The 16,180-nt window shown below is 62.6% G+C and carries 14 protein-coding genes and 1 tRNA gene; 12 read left to right on the plus strand and 3 right to left on the minus strand.

Going from position 1 to position 16,180, the window contains the following annotated elements; translation table 11 throughout:
- The first annotated feature begins 39 nt into the window (after positions 1 to 39).
- A complete protein-coding gene (locus QUV21_RS10145; RefSeq protein WP_300854691.1) occupies positions 40 to 822 on the plus strand; it encodes a GNAT family N-acyltransferase in 783 nt (260 codons plus the stop codon).
- Positions 819 to 1,640 carry a lysophospholipid acyltransferase family protein gene (locus tag QUV21_RS10150; RefSeq protein WP_300854692.1) on the plus strand — a complete coding sequence of 274 codons (822 nt, stop codon included), beginning with the start codon at positions 819 to 821 and terminating at the stop codon, positions 1,638 to 1,640. Before QUV21_RS10145 ends, QUV21_RS10150 begins: the two co-directional genes overlap by 4 nt.
- A gap of 8 nt (positions 1,641 to 1,648) precedes the next feature.
- On the opposite strand, the gene QUV21_RS10155 is transcribed toward QUV21_RS10150, so the two are convergent.
- Positions 1,649 to 2,269: a thiamine phosphate synthase gene (locus QUV21_RS10155; protein ID WP_300854694.1), complete on the minus strand. Its 621-nt coding sequence runs from the start codon at positions 2,267 to 2,269 to the stop codon at positions 1,649 to 1,651.
- 156 nt (positions 2,270 to 2,425) lie between these two features.
- On the opposite strand from QUV21_RS10155, the gene QUV21_RS10160 reads away from it, so the two are divergent.
- The 7 genes from QUV21_RS10160 to QUV21_RS10190 all read left to right on the plus strand — a co-directional run bounded on the left by QUV21_RS10160 (position 2,426) and on the right by QUV21_RS10190 (position 9,777).
- Positions 2,426 to 3,163, plus strand: coding sequence for an RNA methyltransferase (locus QUV21_RS10160; protein ID WP_300854696.1), 738 nt, complete (start codon positions 2,426 to 2,428; stop codon positions 3,161 to 3,163).
- Between the two features lie 129 nt (positions 3,164 to 3,292).
- The gene (locus tag QUV21_RS10165) at positions 3,293 to 4,552 is read left to right on the plus strand and encodes a lytic murein transglycosylase (RefSeq protein ID WP_300854698.1); all 1,260 of its coding nucleotides are present in this window, start codon (positions 3,293 to 3,295) and stop codon (positions 4,550 to 4,552) included.
- An 88-nt stretch (positions 4,553 to 4,640) separates the two neighbouring features.
- The gene (locus QUV21_RS10170; RefSeq protein ID WP_300854699.1) at positions 4,641 to 5,366 is read left to right on the plus strand and encodes a DUF5765 domain-containing protein; all 726 of its coding nucleotides are present in this window, start codon (positions 4,641 to 4,643) and stop codon (positions 5,364 to 5,366) included.
- Positions 5,367 to 5,417: 51 nt separating this feature from the next.
- Positions 5,418 to 6,452, plus strand: a complete 1,035-nt coding sequence (locus tag QUV21_RS10175; RefSeq protein WP_300854700.1) for a cysteine synthase A — start codon at positions 5,418 to 5,420, stop codon at positions 6,450 to 6,452.
- Complete coding sequence (locus QUV21_RS10180; protein WP_300854701.1) at positions 6,449 to 8,920, plus strand: DUF3772 domain-containing protein; 2,472 nt, start codon at positions 6,449 to 6,451, stop codon at positions 8,918 to 8,920. Before QUV21_RS10175 ends, QUV21_RS10180 begins: the two co-directional genes overlap by 4 nt.
- Complete coding sequence (locus tag QUV21_RS10185) at positions 8,920 to 9,639, plus strand: alanyl-tRNA editing protein (RefSeq protein ID WP_300854906.1); 720 nt, start codon at positions 8,920 to 8,922, stop codon at positions 9,637 to 9,639. The genes QUV21_RS10180 and QUV21_RS10185 overlap by 1 nt, the downstream gene beginning before the upstream one ends.
- Positions 9,640 to 9,687: 48 nt before the next feature.
- Positions 9,688 to 9,777 (plus strand) — tRNA-Ser (locus tag QUV21_RS10190).
- Between the two features lie 746 nt (positions 9,778 to 10,523).
- On the opposite strand, the gene QUV21_RS10195 is transcribed toward QUV21_RS10190, so the two are convergent.
- Together QUV21_RS10195 and QUV21_RS10200 are read right to left on the minus strand one after the other, a co-directional pair.
- Entirely contained in the window at positions 10,524 to 11,234 is a 711-nt protein-coding gene (locus QUV21_RS10195; protein ID WP_300854702.1) for a class I SAM-dependent methyltransferase, read from the minus strand.
- Positions 11,235 to 11,736: 502 nt separating this feature from the next.
- Positions 11,737 to 11,946: a hypothetical protein gene (locus tag QUV21_RS10200; RefSeq protein WP_300854703.1), complete on the minus strand. Its 210-nt coding sequence runs from the start codon at positions 11,944 to 11,946 to the stop codon at positions 11,737 to 11,739.
- A 179-nt stretch (positions 11,947 to 12,125) separates the two neighbouring features.
- On the opposite strand from QUV21_RS10200, the gene QUV21_RS10205 reads away from it, so the two are divergent.
- From QUV21_RS10205 to QUV21_RS10215, 3 genes are all read left to right on the plus strand, one after another.
- Positions 12,126 to 13,064 (plus strand): ABC transporter substrate-binding protein, encoded by a 939-nt coding sequence (locus QUV21_RS10205; protein ID WP_300854704.1) that lies wholly within the window; start codon positions 12,126 to 12,128, stop codon positions 13,062 to 13,064.
- A 78-nt stretch (positions 13,065 to 13,142) separates the two neighbouring features.
- On the plus strand, positions 13,143 to 14,162 hold the full coding sequence (locus tag QUV21_RS10210) for a betaine/proline/choline family ABC transporter ATP-binding protein (RefSeq protein ID WP_300854706.1): 1,020 nt from the start codon (positions 13,143 to 13,145) through the stop codon (positions 14,160 to 14,162).
- Positions 14,159 to 16,117, plus strand: a complete 1,959-nt coding sequence (locus tag QUV21_RS10215; RefSeq protein WP_300854707.1) for an ABC transporter permease subunit — start codon at positions 14,159 to 14,161, stop codon at positions 16,115 to 16,117. The genes QUV21_RS10210 and QUV21_RS10215 overlap by 4 nt, the downstream gene beginning before the upstream one ends.
- The last annotated feature ends 63 nt before the right edge of the window (positions 16,118 to 16,180 follow it).

Raw genomic sequence — 16,180 nt, forward strand, 5'->3', positions numbered from 1 at the left:
GTGTCTAAGTCATGGGCATCCTGACCGGAAGCGGGACCGATGGACGCCGATGATTCCACCTACAGCCTGCGGCTTGCCAGCAGCGCCGAGGATATCACGGCCGCGCAGCGCCTTCGGTATGAGGTCTTCGTGGCCGAGCTTGGCGGAGACGGACCGCTGGTGGATCATGCCGCGCGGCTGGAACGGGATGCATATGATCCGTTCTTTGATCACCTTGTCCTTGTCGACAACCGGCGCGATCCGGCGGGGCTTGACCATGTGATCGGGGCCTACCGGGTGATGCCGGGGGAAAGGCGGGCGGCGGCGAGGCAGTTCTATTCCGAAAGCGAATATGACCTTACGCCTTTGCTGGTCTCTGGCCGCCGTCTTCTTGAACTTGGTCGGTCCTGCGTTCATGCCGATCATCGGGGCGGGGCGGCGATGTTCCACCTGTGGAACGGGCTGGCCGAATATGTCCTGGAGCGCGGGATCGAAGTCCTCTTCGGCGTCGCAAGTTTTCACGGAACGGATATTTCCACGCTGGCGGCACCTCTGTCGTGGCTGCACCATCACCACCTTGCCCCGCCCGAGATGCGCGTGTCCGCCCGTCCCATGCAGCGACAAGAGATGGCATTGATCCCTCCAGACCAGTTGGACCGCAAGGCCGCCATGGCCGCGACACCGGCGCTGATCAAGGCCTATCTGCGGCTTGGTGGCTTTGTCGGTGATGGCGCATGGATCGACCGCAGTTTCAACACCACCGATGTCTGTCTGGTCATGGACACCGGCCGGATGTCAGCCCGCCACAAGGATTTTTACCTGCGCAAGGCCGGTGCTGCATGAGCGGCTGGAAGGATGCCCCGCCGCCGGTCTTCCGGATCGGTCCGACCGGCTGGCTGCGGGTGATGTGGCGGGGATTTTGGGTCGGCTCGGTCACTTATGGCGGGTTGGCTGTTCTACTTTTGGTGCGGCTTTTCGAATGGCCGCTCTTTGGTCAGGCCCGGCCTTTCACGCCCTATATCACCCAAGCGGTTTGCCGGATCGCCTTGTGGCTTATGCGGCTGAGACTGGTGGTTCACGGCCGTCCCATGACAGCCCCGGGGGCCATTGTCGCCAATCACTCCAGCTGGCTTGATATCTTTGTGCTGAATGCCGCGCAGCGTGTCTACTTCGTGGCCAAATCCGAGGTGGCGGGCTGGCCCGGTATCGGCTGGCTCGCGCGCGCGACCGGGACGCTGTTCATCGCCCGCAAAGGAACCGAGGCGAAGCGCCAGAAAGAGGAGTTCGAAGCCCGCCTGCATGCCGGACACCGGCTGTTGTTCTTTCCCGAAGGCACCTCGACCGACGGGATCAGGGTGCTGCCGTTCAAGAGCACGCTGTTTGAAGCATTCTTTTCGCCCGGCCTTGTGCGGGTCATGCATATCCAGCCGATCACGGTGGTTTTCCATGCCCCGCAAGGCGAGGATGCGCGGCATTACGGCTGGTGGGGCGACATGGATTTTGCCAATCATCTGTTGAAAACCCTCGCCACAGGTCGGCAAGGGCGGGTGGAGGTCACATTTCACCCTGAAGTGCCGGTGGACGCCTTCGAAAACCGCAAGGTTCTGGCCCAGCACTGCGAGCGGGTCATTCGTACCGCCCATGTGAATGCCGAACAGTAGACCTGGCGTCAGCCCAAGGGCGCAAGCAACGCCTTCAGGGCCGACAAGGGGTCTTCCGCGCCCCAGATTTCCTCGCCCACGGCAAAGAAATCGGTGACCGGGCCGAATTTTGCAACCAGTTCCGCCGTCAGCGCGCCTTCGGCGATGATCGGCACCTCGATCACCTCGGACCACCATTCGAACACGTCGAAATCGACCCGGCTGCCATCGCCCAGCGTGGTTTCACCCAAGGGGCCAAGCGCCACATAATCCGCCCCGGCCTCACCGGCGGCCATGCCTTCATGCCGGCTGGTGCCGCAGAAGGCCCCGACGATGGCATCGGCGCCAAGATCCTTGCGCGCCTTCCTGACCGTCCGCGCGCCATCGGTCAGATGCACGCCGTCGAGCCCCAGCCTGTCAGCAAGGATCAGGTGGTTTTCAATCACTATCGCCACATCGCGGGCATGAGCCACCTCGCGCGCGGCATCTGCGGCGCGCATCAGCGTGTCTTCATCCTTGGTCCCCAGAGACAGGCGCAGACAGGCAATCTCCATCCCGTCAAGCACCAGGGCCAGATGGGTTGAAAACACATCGGGGTCAAAGGTGGGGGGGGTGATCAGGGTGATCTGCGGGCGGTCTTCATTTGCCATGGCGGGCTCCGGCATTGGTCTGGCGGACCGTCTAACAGCCTTTCGGTGGCTTGGCTACTAGGGCAAGGCTGCGGGCTGTGCCACTGCCACCGGCTTGCCAGCCCCGCGTGGCTGGCCTATCTGGCCCACATGCTTTCCCAGCGACAAAGGCCGCCCATGATCCCGCCCGTGTTCATTCTGGTCCGCCCGCAAATGGGCGAAAACATCGGCGCTGCGGCGCGGGCGATGCTGAACTTCGGGCTGGAGCGGATGCGCGTGACCGGCCCGCGCGATGGCTGGCCCAACCCCAAGGCGGTGGCCATGGCGTCAGGTGCCGGGCGGGTGCTGGATCAGGCGGGCCTTTTTGCCGATGTGCCGGGGGCGATAGCCGATTGCGATTTCGTGTTTGCCACCACCGCGCGCGGGCGCGAACTGGTGAAAGAGATCGTCACCCCCGAACGCGCCATGGCAATGGCCCGCGCGCTGGGGGCGGAAGGCAAGCGGGTGGGTGTCCTTTTCGGCCCCGAACGCGCCGGGCTGGAAAATGACGACATCATCCATGCCAATGCCATCGTGACTGTGCCGGTGAACCCCGATTTCCCCTCGCTCAACCTTGCGCAATGCGTGCTTTTGCTGGGCTACGAATGGCAACGTCAGGGGACCGAGGTTCCCGCGTCAGTCATGGAACTGGCCCGGACCGAATTTGCCAGCCGCGAGGAAGTGGGTCGCCTTGCCGACCATTTCGAGGAACGGCTGGATGCCGCCGGGTTCTTCTTTCCCGAAACCAAGGTGGCGGGCATGAAGGCCAACTTGCGAAACATGTGGGGGCGGCTTGGTCTTACCCGGGCCGAAGTGCAGACCTTCCACGGCATGCTGCGCCAGATTGCCTGGACGCTGAAGAACCGGGGTGAGTAAAGCCAACGGGCCAGCCTTGCCGCCAGCGATAATGGTGCGGTGATCCGCGCTTGCACTGGCAGAGGGCTTGGACTTCGGCCGGTGCCATGCCACTCTGCCCAGCAAATGAAACGCAGAGGTGGCAGGCACATGCACAGGGCAAATCTTACGCGACGCGGGGTCTTTGTCACGGGGGCGGCAGCTCTTGTCGCGGCCTGTGTGCCTGGCGGCAGCCGATCAGTAGGGGGTGGGGGGACGGGCTACCGCGCGCCCGATCCGGCCCCGCGCCCGGTGCCGAATGCGGGCTGGGATGCCTGGGTGGCGGGCTTCAAGGGTCGCGCCTCTGGCCGTGGGATTTCCCAAGGCACCATTGATGCGGCCTTTCGCGGCGCGGGGTTCCTGCCCGATGTGATCGACCGCGACCGCAACCAGACAGAATTCCGCCGCAGCCTTGAAGACTATCTGAACATCGCCGCCTCGGAAGAACGGATCAGCCTTGGCCGTCAGAAATTCGCGGAATACGGCAGCACCTTGCGCGCGATCGAAAGCCGCTACGGGGTCGAGGCGCATGTCGTGGCCGCCGTCTGGGGGCTGGAAAGCTTCTTTGGCACAAGGCGGGGCAATGTGCCGGTGATCTCGGCCTTGTCGACGCTGGCCTATGACGGGCGGCGGGGGGCGTTCTTTGAATCCCAACTGACCGCCGCGCTGCGCATCCTGCAAGCGGGCGATATCAGCCCCGGTGCCATGGTTGGAAGCTGGGCGGGTGCGATGGGGCATACCCAGTTCATCCCGACCAGCTATCTGGAATTCGCGGTGGATTTCACCGGCGACGGTCGCCGCGATATCTGGAGCGAGGATCCCACCGACGCCCTGGCCTCGGCTGCGGCCTATCTGCAACGGTCCGGCTGGACGCGGGGCCTGCCCTGGGGGATGGAGGTGTTCCTGCCCAGTGGCTTCAATGCGGGCCTACTGGGGCGTGGCAAGGGCCGGTCGGCGGCAGAGTGGCAAGGTCTGGGTGTGCGTGCGGCTGGCGGTGGCGCACTGGCGGGCGGGTCTATCATTGATGGCGGCACCTCTGGCGGCGGGCCATACTTTCTGCTGACGCAGAACTTTGCCACCATCCTGCGCTACAACAACGCGCAGAACTATGCGATCGGCGTGGGCCATCTGTCGGACCGGATCCTGGGCCGGGGGCCGGTGCAGGCCAGCTTCGGGCCGGACGCCAACGGCATGACCAAGGCCGATCGGCAGGAGTTGCAGCGGCTGTTGACGGCGCGGGGGTTTGATACTGGTGGCACCGACGGGGTGATCGGGGCCAGAACCAAGGCCGCGATCAGCGCCTTTCAGTCCAGCCTCGGGCTGCCTGCAACCTCGGAGCCATCGCTGGACTTGCTGCGCCGTCTGCGCTGAGCGCTGGCTGCGCCTTTGCCTTGCCAGCTGACCCGCATCATGCTTGGCTGGTCCTGCGCTTTTGCAACAAGGGAGGCTGGGCTTCGCCATGTGCTGGGGCGTAGAGGTTACCGGGATCATGCTGGCCGCAGGTGTCGCGGGGGCGGCGGTCACATGGCGGCGGGGCGAGCCGGCTGCGATCCCGTTGACCTTGCTGTTCTTCGCCGCGATGGAAGGGCTGCAACTGGCCGGATATCTGGTGATCGACCAATGCGGCACCCCGGCCAACCGCGCCGTGACTGCGCTGTCCATGGCCCATATCGCATTGCAACCCTTGGTCCTGACGTTCTTCATGCTTGCCCTTGTGCGCCCGGCGCTGGGCCGGGGTGGGCGGCAGTTGGTGGTCGCGCTGGCGGGACTGGCCTCGGTCGTCATGGTCGCGCAGTTTCTGGGCTGGCCCGGGACGCCCGCCTGCATGCCGGGCCGGCCGCTGTGCGGGGCGGCACTTTGCACGGTCAGCGGCAACTGGCATCTGGCCTGGATGGCGCCCTATGCCGATGTCTTTGCCGGGGCCGAACTGGCGCTTGGCACGAATTTCGGCTTTCCAACCTATGTCTTCGCAGTCTTTATCCTGCCGCTTTTTTACGGCGCGTGGCGCTTTGCGGTGTTTCACGCGCTGGTCGGGCCGGTTACGGCCAATCTCTTGACATCAAACCCGAACGAGGCCCCGGCGATCTGGTGCCTCGCCTCGGTCCTGATCATGCTGGTATCCTTGGTGCCGGCATTGCGGCGGTTCTTTGCGGTGCGAGCGCTTTGGCGTGCCGGGACGGCTTGAGTTTGCGGGCAGGCTTACCTACACCATGAAGACAAAGGAAGGACCGCCCCCATGCGTATTCACAGCGATCTGGCCGACACCATCGGCAACACGCCCCTTCTGAAGCTGCACAAGGCGTCAGAACTGACGGGCTGCACCATTCTCGGCAAGGCGGAGTTCATGAACCCCGGCCAGTCGGTCAAGGATCGCGCGGCGCTTTACATCATCAAGGATGCCGTCGCGAAGGGCTTGCTGAAGCCGGGCGGGACGATTGTCGAAGGCACGGCGGGAAATACCGGGATCGGGCTGGCCTTGGTCGGGGCTTCGATGGGGTTCCGTACAGTGATCGTTATTCCCGAAACCCAAAGTCAGGAAAAGAAGGACATGCTGCGGCTGGCGGGTGCCGAACTGGTGCAGGTTCCGGCGGCACCTTACCGCAATCCCAACAACTATGTCCGCTATTCCGGTCGTCTGGCCGAAGCGCTGGCCAAGACGGAACCGAATGGCGCGATCTGGGCCAACCAGTTTGACAACGTCGCCAACCGCCAGGCCCATATCGAGACGACGGGGCCAGAAATCTGGGACCAGACTGGCGGCAAGGTTGACGGCTTCATTTGCGCCGTCGGGTCTGGCGGCACGCTGGCCGGCGTCGGCATGGCCTTGCAGCCCAAGGGCGTGAAGGTCGGCCTTGCTGACCCCGAAGGGGCGGCGCTCCATGCCTTCTATACCACCGGCAAGCTGGAAAGCCCCGGCTCCTCGATCACCGAAGGCATCGGGCAAGGCCGGATCACCGCCAACCTTGAAGGCTTCACCCCCGATTTCAGCTATCGTATCCCCGACGCCGAGGCGCTGCCGATCGTCTTTGACCTCTTGCAAGAGGAAGGCCTTTGCATGGGCGGATCGACCGGCATCAACATCGCCGGGGCCATCCGCATGGCGCGTGAGATGGGGCCAGGCAAGACCATCGTCACCATCCTGTGCGACTATGGCAGCCGCTATCAGTCCAAGGTCTACAACCCCACCTTCCTGCGCGAAAAGGGGCTGCCGGTGCCGGTCTGGCTGGACCGGCCCGCCCGCCCGATCCCGGCGGTGTTTGAAGACGCATGAGACAGTTTGCGCGATGGCTGGCGCTGGTGCTGGCGCTTGCCGCCGCGCCTTTGGCTGCGCCGCTGGGCGCGCAGATCCTGGCGGGGGGCGATGTCGCTGCCGGGCCTGATCCGGTCATCGACACCGAAAACCTGAACTATGACGCCTGGGAGGCGATGGCTGGCCGCGCAGAGGCCGAGATCGCCAATCGCAACACCTCGACCGACCGGCTGGAAGAGGTGCGTTCGCAACTGGCAAAGTGGCGCGCGGCACTTCTGGAAGCGCAAAGCGCCAACTCTGCCCGGATCAGCACCTTGCGCCAGCAGCTTGACGCGCTGGGCGCAGCCCCTGCCGAGGGAGAGACCGAGGCGGAAGAAATCTCCAAGCGCCGGCAGGAACTGGCCAGTCAGCTCGTTCGGTTTCAAGCCCCCGGCATTGCGGCCGAAGAGGCTTACCGGCGCGCGAATGGCCTGATCATCGAGATTGACCGCACTCTGCGCGATCGGCAGGCGGATCAGTTGTTGCAGCTTTGGCCGTCGCCCGTGAACCCGGGCAACTGGCCCGAGGCGGCGATCGGTCTGTCAGACACGCTTCTCAGGCTTTGGGACGAGGCGGCCACCGCATGGACCGACCCTGACGCGCGGGCAGATCTTTTCGACAACCTGCCTTTGATCCTTGGGCTTTTGGTCGTGGCATTGGCTTTGGTCGTCTATGTCCGCGCCTGGGTTGAAAGGTTTTCGCAGCATCTTCTGACCGGCGCATCGGCGCGGGGGCGAAACCTGTTGTCGCTACTTGCGTCGACGGGTGGGGTGATCCTGCCAACCCTTGGCATGCTGGCACTGGCGGCGGCGTTGGTGGCCAGCGGCATGCCGGGTGAGATCGGGATGGTAATCACGGCGGTCCTGCCCTTGGCCGGTTTCATGGTCTTTGCCGCTGCATGGCTTGGCGCGCGGGCTTTCCCGATGACGCAAGACGAAGATGCCGTTCTGCCGCTGCCGCCCGAACGTCGGGCCGAAGGGCGGCTTCTGGCGGTTCTCATGGGCCTTGTGCTGGCGACTGACCTGTTACGCAGCGCGGCGATGGATGCACAGTCCTATTCGGATGCGACGACGGCAGTAATGTCCTTCCCGATCCTGCTGACTGGCGGGCTTATCCTTCTGCGCGTCGGCAGGGTCTTGCGCAGATCGCGTGAACTGGCTGACCGCAGCTATGCCCTGCGCCTCCTGTTGCTTTTGTCCCGCGGGCTAAGCGTGATCGGCATTGCAGGGCCGGTGCTTGCGGCGTTTGGCTACGTGCAGGCCGCTTCGGCGCTGATCTATCCGGCGATCCTGTCGCTTGGGCTGATCACGCTCTTGTTCATCCTGCAACGGCTGATCGGTGACGCATGGGCCTTGATCATCAAGAGCGATGACAAGGGCCGCGATGCGCTGGTGCCGGTGCTGGCCGGCTTTGCGATGACCTTGTCCGCGCTGCCGGTCTTTGCCCTGATCTGGGGCGCGCGCGCCGCCGATATCACCGAGCTTTGGACCCAGTTCAGCGAAGGCTTCCAGATGGGGGCGACGCGGATCTCGCCCACCAACTTCATGGTCTTCGCCGCTGTCTTCGTCATCGGCTACATGCTGACGCGGTTGTTTCAGGGGGCCTTGCGGACCTCTATCCTGCCCAAGACCAGCATGGATCAGGGCGGTCAGACCGCGCTGGTGGCCGGGATCGGCTATGTCGGCATCTTTCTTGCCGCTCTGGTGGCTGTAAGGTCGGCGGGGCTTGACCTTTCGGGCCTTGCCATCGTCGCCGGTGCGCTTTCCGTCGGCATCGGTTTTGGTCTGCAAAACATCGTGTCGAACTTCATTTCGGGTATCATCCTGTTGATCGAACGTCCGGTCAGCGAGGGCGACTGGATCGAGGTTGGCGGGGTGCAGGGCCGGGTGCGGTCGATCTCGGTTCGCTCCACCCGGATCGAGACCTTTGACCGCAATGACGTCATCGTGCCGAACGCCGACCTGATCACGGGGCAGGTAACGAACTGGACGCGCTTCAACCTGTCTGGTCGGTTGATCGTGCCGGTGGGGGTGGCCTTCGGGTCTGACACTCGCAAGGTCGAACGCATCCTGCGCGAGATTGCCGAGGCGCAGCCCCTTGCCATCCTCAACCCGCCCCCCCTGATCGTTCTGATGGGGTTCGGCGCGGATGCGATCCTGTTTGAAATCCGGTTGATCCTGCGCGACGTGAACTTCTCGCTGTCGGTGCGCAGCGAGATCAACCATCAGATCGTGGAACGCTTCGCCGCAGAAGGGATCGAGATCCCCTTCGCCCAGTCCGACGTGTCCTTGCGCAATGTCGACGAGATTGCCCGTGCGCTTACCCCGCTTCTCGGCGGGGCGCCGTCGGGAACCTTCGCCCCAGGGGCGGAAGCGGGGCGCGCTATGGCCGAAGACACCGCCAACCGGTCACCCGACCTGCCGGCCCAACCAAAGGACGACAGTGGATGATCACCGATCTTCTGTTTCGCACCGATCCCTACCTTCAGGCTGCCGAGGCGCGGGTCGTTGCCCACACGCCCGAAGGCGCGCTGGTGCTGGACCGGTCGGTGTTCTACCCGACAGGGGGCGGCCAGCCGGGCGACAGCGGGGTGCTCGACTGGGGCGGCGGGCGATTGTCGATTGCCACCGCCCTGAAGGTTGACGACGGCGGGGTGGCCCTCGTCCCGGCCGAGCCCCTGCCAATGCCGCCCGTGGGTGCGCCGGTGGTGCAGATGCTCGACTGGTCCCGCCGCTACCGCCACATGCGGATGCATACCGCGCTGCATCTTCTGTCGGTGGTGATCCCCCTGCCGGTAACCGGCGGCCAGATCGGGTCTGAACGCGGTCGGCTGGATTTTGACATGGCCGAACCGCCCGCTGATGTGGCGGCACTGCAAGGCGTGCTGAACAGCCTGATCGCGCGTGACCTGCCCGTGACCGAAGACTGGATCACGGATGAGGAACTGGCGGCCAATCCGGGCCTCGTCAAGACCATGTCTGTCCGCCCGCCGACCGGTCAGGGCCGCGTGCGCCTGATCCGTATCGGCGAGGGGGCAGGACAAATCGACCTCCAACCCTGCGGCGGCACCCATGTCGCCCGCACCAGCGAGATCGGCCGCGTCGGGATCGGCAAGATCGAGAACAAGGGCCGCCAGAACCGCCGCGTCCAGCTTCTGCTTGCCGACTGACAGGAAGGGCTTGAACCCATGGTGCGGGCAGGCTAAGCACCCGCGCACGGACAGTTGGCCGAGTGGTCGAAGGCGCACGCCTGGAAAGTGTGTAGGCGGGGAACCGTCTCGAGGGTTCGAATCCCTCACTGTCCGCCAATACACCCTTGTAAATCATTGTTTTCAGTTGGTAATTTAGCAAGCCATTGATTTTCATCCCCCACTATATCCCCCACTTGGCTCTGGAACGGGTGGGTTTTTGTGGGAATGAAACAGTCGTGTTTCCCCCGGTTTCTCTGAATTGTGAATCGGCAAAGTTGGCATCCCACTCCGGTCCTGTGATGTGGATCGCCTAGGATTTCGATCCCCCCCCCGTCTTGCTCTGGAATGATGTGCATAGCTCGGCGAAACGCATTTGCAGCCTTTTGTAGGACAGAGCGCCCAAAGACCGGGTGTAGAATGAGCGCGTCCGGCTAGGTTTGCGCAGCGATAGGCCCGCGCGCGCGAGAAAACCTGTATTAGGGCAATGCGTGGGCAACGCCATCGGTCCCTAGTCGGTTCGGTGCAGGCAATTCATGCCCCCCACCTTGGTCAGCAGATCGCCGCCTCGCGCGCGCCTATCACGCACAAGTCGTGCTGCAGACCCCTACCCCCTATGCCCCAACTCACAATGCGAACGCAGGAGGTGCCACGGTACTAGGGGCGGGGGCTGTGAAGAATGACGCCCCCCCGCCGCTATTTGTGGTTTGACAATTGTCTTGCAGAAAAAGGTATACCAGAAGCAGTAGGTCAATCAGTTGCCACCTCTTGCTCGTGGGGAAGCATCGCAGAAATGGCGGTGAAGGCGAAAATCCCCAAATATGCGCAGCGCGATCTAATCCATTGAGAATGTAAGCGTACGACAGCTATTTCTTTTGGATACACATAACCTTGAAGTCATGGATAAGCCCTAAGCCATTTACGATGAAACGCTCCCCAGTGTCGCGCTTTTCGGTCCATGAGCGCAAAGGATTGTCCGGATGTGGCTCAAGATCGATAGGAATAACAAAGTCAACGAACGCATACCTAGATACGTCTTCTCTGCTATCGAGCAGCCCTTCAAAGGTAGCACGGCTGAAATTGTTCCAACCCGGTTCACGGTGTTCTGAGGCATCGCTTTGGGATCGAGCCCTTACAAAAACATCAATGGGGTGAGAATTTATTAGACCAAAAACTGCCACCGTACCGCCGCTGGTAGTCCATTTCAGGAGATTCGACAACCAAGGCTCAATCTCATCAAAAATGGAATGTACCCCCACAAGAAAAACCATCTCATAGGTTTTATCGATAGCACCGAGATCCAAGACCGAACCCACAGAGAAGGTTGCCTCTGGAACATTTTCGCGCGCTTTATCAATCAATTCCGGCAGAACATCCATTCCATGAGTTTGCGCATCCCTGAGGGCGCGAACCAGAAAGAAAGGAAATTCACCCGCAGCGCAGCCAACGTCCAGAACAGTCTTTGGTTCTTGTCCTGCGAACTCAAGAGCCGAATGCAACGTAAACTTGAAGCTTTCCTTTGTGCCTTCGTACCTGTTTTCGTCAAGATAGAGGAGGTCGTGAGTGCGCAATGTCATTTTTCCCTCTTATGCCACTAATTCTTAGGCTTTAGCGTGCTGTGTTTGTCAGTTATCCGCTCAGTCTAAGCTATTGAATGGACTGTGGTGGCGCTGTGCGAAATTTGTCAAGTAGGCTTCGGTGTGGCCAGTCCGCCGTACGAGGGCATGTCTTGAGGTCTTGCCTTACGTGACGCGGATTTACCAGCCCCGCCGCCTCCGTGCCGCCGCCTTCCTGCATCCTTCCCGGCAATAGATCGCATCAGCGCGACGGGTGAAAGGCACAGTGTCACCACATTCCCTGCAAGACCACTCCCCCCACATTGCATTCTTCAAGATGCGCTGGGCGCGGGCTTTTCTGTGTCGCTTGTTTCCGCACGGCCAAGTGTAGAACAGCACACCGCGCGGCCAGTTCTCGCCAGGTTCAATTCCGTTTGGATCGGGTTCGGGCATGGTGTTTCCATTTGATTAAATCGGGGGCCAGAGACGGGTCAAGCCATTGATTTTGCTTGAGCGTAATCAACTAACTCCCCCCCTCGGAAATGTGGCCATCAAGAGCGACATGCACCCGCCCGGTATCGCGCATCTTGTCCAAAAGCTGATAGACGCGGGTTGCCCCTAGTTTGGTGGCCGTGGCGATTGCGCCGGGGCGATGCCGCCCACCCGCGCCGCCGCTCTCGCCGAGTGGCGCAGCCGTCTCGCTGCCTGACAGGAAGGTGGGGTTGTGAGGCAACGGAGACAGGCTCGCATTCGTCCGACAGCGCCCAATCGAAGCTTCCAGAGGGCCCGGCTCGGCTTTCCAAACGCAACAAATGCTTTGACAGACCACAACGTTCGCCCAAAGCTGGATTGACAACGGCACTTCCGGACAACGGAGGGCGGAATACCAACCAACAGAGATGGAGACAAAAAATGAGAATGCGTCACCCGATGGCCATTGCGGCCTTGGTCTTCAGTGCCGGTGCAGCAATGGCCGAAGTGGAGAGCACCGACCCGATCAAGCTGACGCTGCATGACTGGACCGGGCAGTTGATCACCACCAACATCATGGCTGCCATCCTTGAAGAGGCGGGCTATAACGTCGAACTGGTGCAAGCCGACTACCTCGCTCAATTCCCCGGGATCGAGTCTGGGGATCTTCATGTCGCGATGGAACTGTGGGCGACGACGGCGGCCGAGGCGATGGATGCCTCGATCGCGACCGGCAATACCGTCAGCCTCGGTGAGACGGGGATGCAGGCGAAAGAGGAATGGTGGTATCCTATCTACATGAAAGAGCAGTGCCCGGGCCTGCCTGACTGGAAAGCCCTGAACGATTGTGCGGAAATGTTCGCGACCCCAGATACCGCGCCAAAGGGACGATATCTGGGCGGGCCGGTTACCTGGGGCGGCTATGACGACGAACGCGTTGTGGCACTTGGGCTGAACTACGAGGTGATCCATGCCGGCACCGATGCGGCCATGTTCGCCGAACTGGAATCGGCCTATCAGCGGAAGGCCCCCATCCTTCTGTGGATCTATGCGCCGCACTGGGCGCCAATCAAATTCGAAGGCGAATGGGTCGAGTTCCCGCCCTACACGCCGGAGTGCTACAACGATCCGTCGGTAGGCGTGAACCCTGACCTGGCCTATGACTGTGGCAAGCCGACAGGCGGAATCTTCAAGGCCGGCTGGGTCGGGCTTGAGGGCAAGTGGCCGGGGGCTGCCAAGGCGATCAAGGCCTTCAAGCTGACCAATGAGGACATGGGCGCGATGGTCGGCAAGGTAGATGTCGACGGGATGGCGATCGAGGACGTGGTCGACGAGTGGATGACCGCAAACGAGGCTGTCTGGACCACGTGGATCCAGTGACCTGACCGGCGGGATGGCCCCCTTGCCATCCCGCCGTCAATGCGAACACCTGCCAGCCTTTTGCCCTTGGACACCCAAATGATTGAACGCCCCGTCAAGCTTGCCTGTCGGCATGTCTGGAAGATCTACGGCCCGCATCCACAAAGACTTCTGGCACATGGCAAGGTTCCGACGCTGGACGAGATACGGCTGTCGGAACATGTAGGCGCCGTCCGGGACGTCAGTCTTGATGTGGTCGAGGGCGAGATCTTTGTCATAATGGGCCTGTCCGGGTCGGGGAAAAGCACGCTTGTGCGCTGCCTGTCCCGGCTGATCGAGCCCACGGGGGGAGAGATCCTGTACGATGGAGAAGACCTTCTGAAGGCCTCACCCTCGCGGATGATTGAAATCCGCAGGCATCGGATGGGGATGGTGTTCCAGCATTTTGCCCTCCTGCCGCATCTGACAGTGCTGGAAAACGTCGCCTTTCCGCTGGAAGTGCAAGGGATGGACCGTCTTGCGCGTGAGGCCCGGGCGCGCGAAGTGGTGCAACTGGTTGGCCTGCAAGGGCGCGAGGGCAACTATCCGCGCCAGCTCTCGGGCGGGCAGCAGCAGCGCGTTGGCATTGCCCGCAGCCTTGCCGTCGAACCGGACCTGTGGTTCCTGGACGAACCCTTCAGCGCGCTTGACCCCTTGATCCGGCGCGAGATGCAGGAAGAGTTCCTGCGCATCCAGCGGCAGTTGAAGAAGACGATCATCTTCATCACCCATGACTTCGACGAAGCGATCCGCCTGGCCGATCGGATCGCGATCATGAAGGACGGAGCTGTGGTGCAGATCGCCACGCCGGAAGAGTTGGTGCTTGCCCCGGCTAACGACTATGTCGCCGCCTTCACGGCCCATGTGACCCGCGCCAAGGTGGTGACAGTGGGCCGGATTGTCGCAAATGGGCAGCCGGACGGCATTGCAGGAACCTTGTCGGCAGGGGCGCGGATCGAGGACGTGGCCGAGCAGGTCGTCACGGCTGACGCCCCCTTTGCCGTGGAACGCGACGGCGAGGTGATCGGCCATGTCACTCCTGCGGCAGTGATCGCTGTTCTGATCGGCAAACAGACATGACGCTGTGGCGCGGCATCTGGGCGGCCGTGGCTCTGCTTGCGCTGGGGTTGACGATCTTTGCCACGCTGCCCGCCGGTCTGCTCGGGCCTCCGCAAAGCATGCAGTTGCCTTTTGCCAAGTGGCTTACGGCCGGAATGAAATGGCTGACCGACAGTGCCGCCATCGGGCCGGTTACAGTCAAGGACTTGACGCGCGCCTTTGCCTCAGTGATCGAGGCGCCCTACAAGGTGGTCAAGGTCCTTTTGGTTGACGGTATCACCGAGGGGCGGGGACGACGGGCAACCACGATCATACCGCCCCTTTCCTGGGTGGCGGTCACGGTGGCAGCGGTGGCGCTGGGGCATTTTGCGCGCAACATCTGGCTGGGGCTGCTGGCCGGGGCGCTGATGACCTATCTTGCCGTCTTCGGTCAGTGGGACAGTGCCATGGTCACGCTCGCGTCTATTGCGATCGCGGTTCCGCTGGGAGTTCTGGGCGGAATGGCACAGGGCATTGCGGCCTGGCGTTGGCCTTGGGTCGAGCGGGTGCTGTCCCCGGTGCTGGACCTGATGCAGACGATCCCGACTTTTGCTTTCCTTGTGCCGATCCTGGTGCTGTTCGGCTTTGGCCCGGTGGCAGCCCTTCTTGCGACGATCATCTATGCCATGCCGCCGATGGTTCGAGTGACGATCGTGGCGCTTCGCGCTGTGCCGTCCGAGATCGTGGATTTCTCCAACATGGCGGGCTGCACGCCCTGGCAGCGGATGCGCAAGGTGATGCTGCCGGTAGCACTGCCGGACCTGATGGTGGGGGTCAACCAGGTGATCATGCTTAGCCTGAACATGGTCATCATCGCCTCGATGATCGGGGCAGGCGGTCTTGGCGCGGACGTTCTGGAATCCTTGCGCCGCCTCAACATCGGCGGCGGGATCGAGGCGGGGCTTGCGATCACCGCGCTGGCGGTGGTGCTGGACCGGCTGGGGCAGGCCATGTCCGAACGCGTCGCAAGCGTGGAAGTGCGAAAGGGCAACTGGTGGCGCCGCCATCCCCGCACAGCCCTTGTGCTGGTCGTGGCTTTGGTTACCGGGGCGCTGGGTTTCCTGATCCCCATCTTGCAGGACTGGCCCAAAGCCTGGGAAATCACCACCAAACCCTTCTGGTCGGACCTGATCGAGCACATCAACGTCAACTACTTTGACCAGCTTGAGGCTGTTCGGGTCTGGTTCCTTGAGGCGCTGCTCTTGCCAGTGAAACGCTTCTTTCTGGCGCTACCCTGGCCCTTCCTGCTGGCGGTCCTGACGCTGGCTGGTTGGCGGCTTGGGGGAATTCGCCTGTCGGCAGTGGTGCTGGCGCTTGGACTTTTCGTTGCCGCGACCGGCCTTTGGGAGCAGGCGATGATCACAGTCTATCTCTGCGGCCTGTCGGTCGTGATCGCCATGGCCATCGGAGTGCCGATGGGAATCCTTGCCGCCTCGAACGAGACGGCGGGCAAGGTGATCGGCACGGTGGTCGACACGCTGCAGACGCTGCCTTCCTTCGTCTATCTCATTCCGGTGGTGATGCTTTTCCGGGTCGGCGATTTCAGCGCAATGATCGCGGTTGTCCTCTTCGCGCTGGTGCCCGCGGTAAAGTACACCGCGCATGGGCTTCGGTCTGTCCCGGACGAACTTATCGAAGCGGGCGTGGTCTGCGGCTGCACGAGAGTTCAGATCCTGCGCAAGGTCCGCCTGCCGCTGGCGGTGCCGATGATACTTCTGGGGCTGAACCAGACGATACTTCTGGCACTGTCGATGCTGGTGATCACTGCACTTGTCGGAACGCGCGACCTTGGGCAAGAGGTCTATGCAGCCCTTGCCACCGCAGACGTCGGGCGGGGGCTTGTGGCCGGTCTGTCGGTGGCCGCCATCGCGATCATCGCCGACCGCCTGATCGGTGCCGCCGCAGGTCGTGCGCGGGCCCGGCTCGAAGGGGTGTGATGCCGGGGTGCGCTTGGTCCGTCCAGACGGGTGACCTGCCCCCGGGTGGCGAAGCCGACCACT

Source organism: Tabrizicola sp., assembly GCF_030373185.1.
Taxonomy (GTDB): Bacteria; Pseudomonadota; Alphaproteobacteria; order Rhodobacterales; family Rhodobacteraceae; genus Tabrizicola.

What these genes read in the sequence shown, in the direction of transcription:
- QUV21_RS10145 (WP_300854691.1), top strand. Translation starts at nt 40, where the DNA reads ATGGACGCCGATGATTCCACCTACAGCCTGCGGCTTGCCAGCAGCGCC.
- QUV21_RS10150 (WP_300854692.1), top strand. Translation starts at nt 819, where the DNA reads ATGAGCGGCTGGAAGGATGCCCCGCCGCCGGTCTTCCGGATCGGTCCG.
- QUV21_RS10155 (WP_300854694.1), bottom strand. Translation starts at nt 2,269, where the DNA reads ATGGCAAATGAAGACCGCCCGCAGATCACCCTGATCACCCCCCCCACC.
- QUV21_RS10160 (WP_300854696.1), top strand. Translation starts at nt 2,426, where the DNA reads ATGATCCCGCCCGTGTTCATTCTGGTCCGCCCGCAAATGGGCGAAAAC.
- QUV21_RS10165 (WP_300854698.1), top strand. Translation starts at nt 3,293, where the DNA reads ATGCACAGGGCAAATCTTACGCGACGCGGGGTCTTTGTCACGGGGGCG.
- QUV21_RS10170 (WP_300854699.1), top strand. Translation starts at nt 4,641, where the DNA reads ATGTGCTGGGGCGTAGAGGTTACCGGGATCATGCTGGCCGCAGGTGTC.
- QUV21_RS10175 (WP_300854700.1), top strand. Translation starts at nt 5,418, where the DNA reads ATGCGTATTCACAGCGATCTGGCCGACACCATCGGCAACACGCCCCTT.
- QUV21_RS10180 (WP_300854701.1), top strand. Translation starts at nt 6,449, where the DNA reads ATGAGACAGTTTGCGCGATGGCTGGCGCTGGTGCTGGCGCTTGCCGCC.
- QUV21_RS10195 (WP_300854702.1), bottom strand. Translation starts at nt 11,234, where the DNA reads ATGACATTGCGCACTCACGACCTCCTCTATCTTGACGAAAACAGGTAC.
- QUV21_RS10205 (WP_300854704.1), top strand. Translation starts at nt 12,126, where the DNA reads ATGAGAATGCGTCACCCGATGGCCATTGCGGCCTTGGTCTTCAGTGCC.
- QUV21_RS10210 (WP_300854706.1), top strand. Translation starts at nt 13,143, where the DNA reads ATGATTGAACGCCCCGTCAAGCTTGCCTGTCGGCATGTCTGGAAGATC.
- QUV21_RS10215 (WP_300854707.1), top strand. Translation starts at nt 14,159, where the DNA reads ATGACGCTGTGGCGCGGCATCTGGGCGGCCGTGGCTCTGCTTGCGCTG.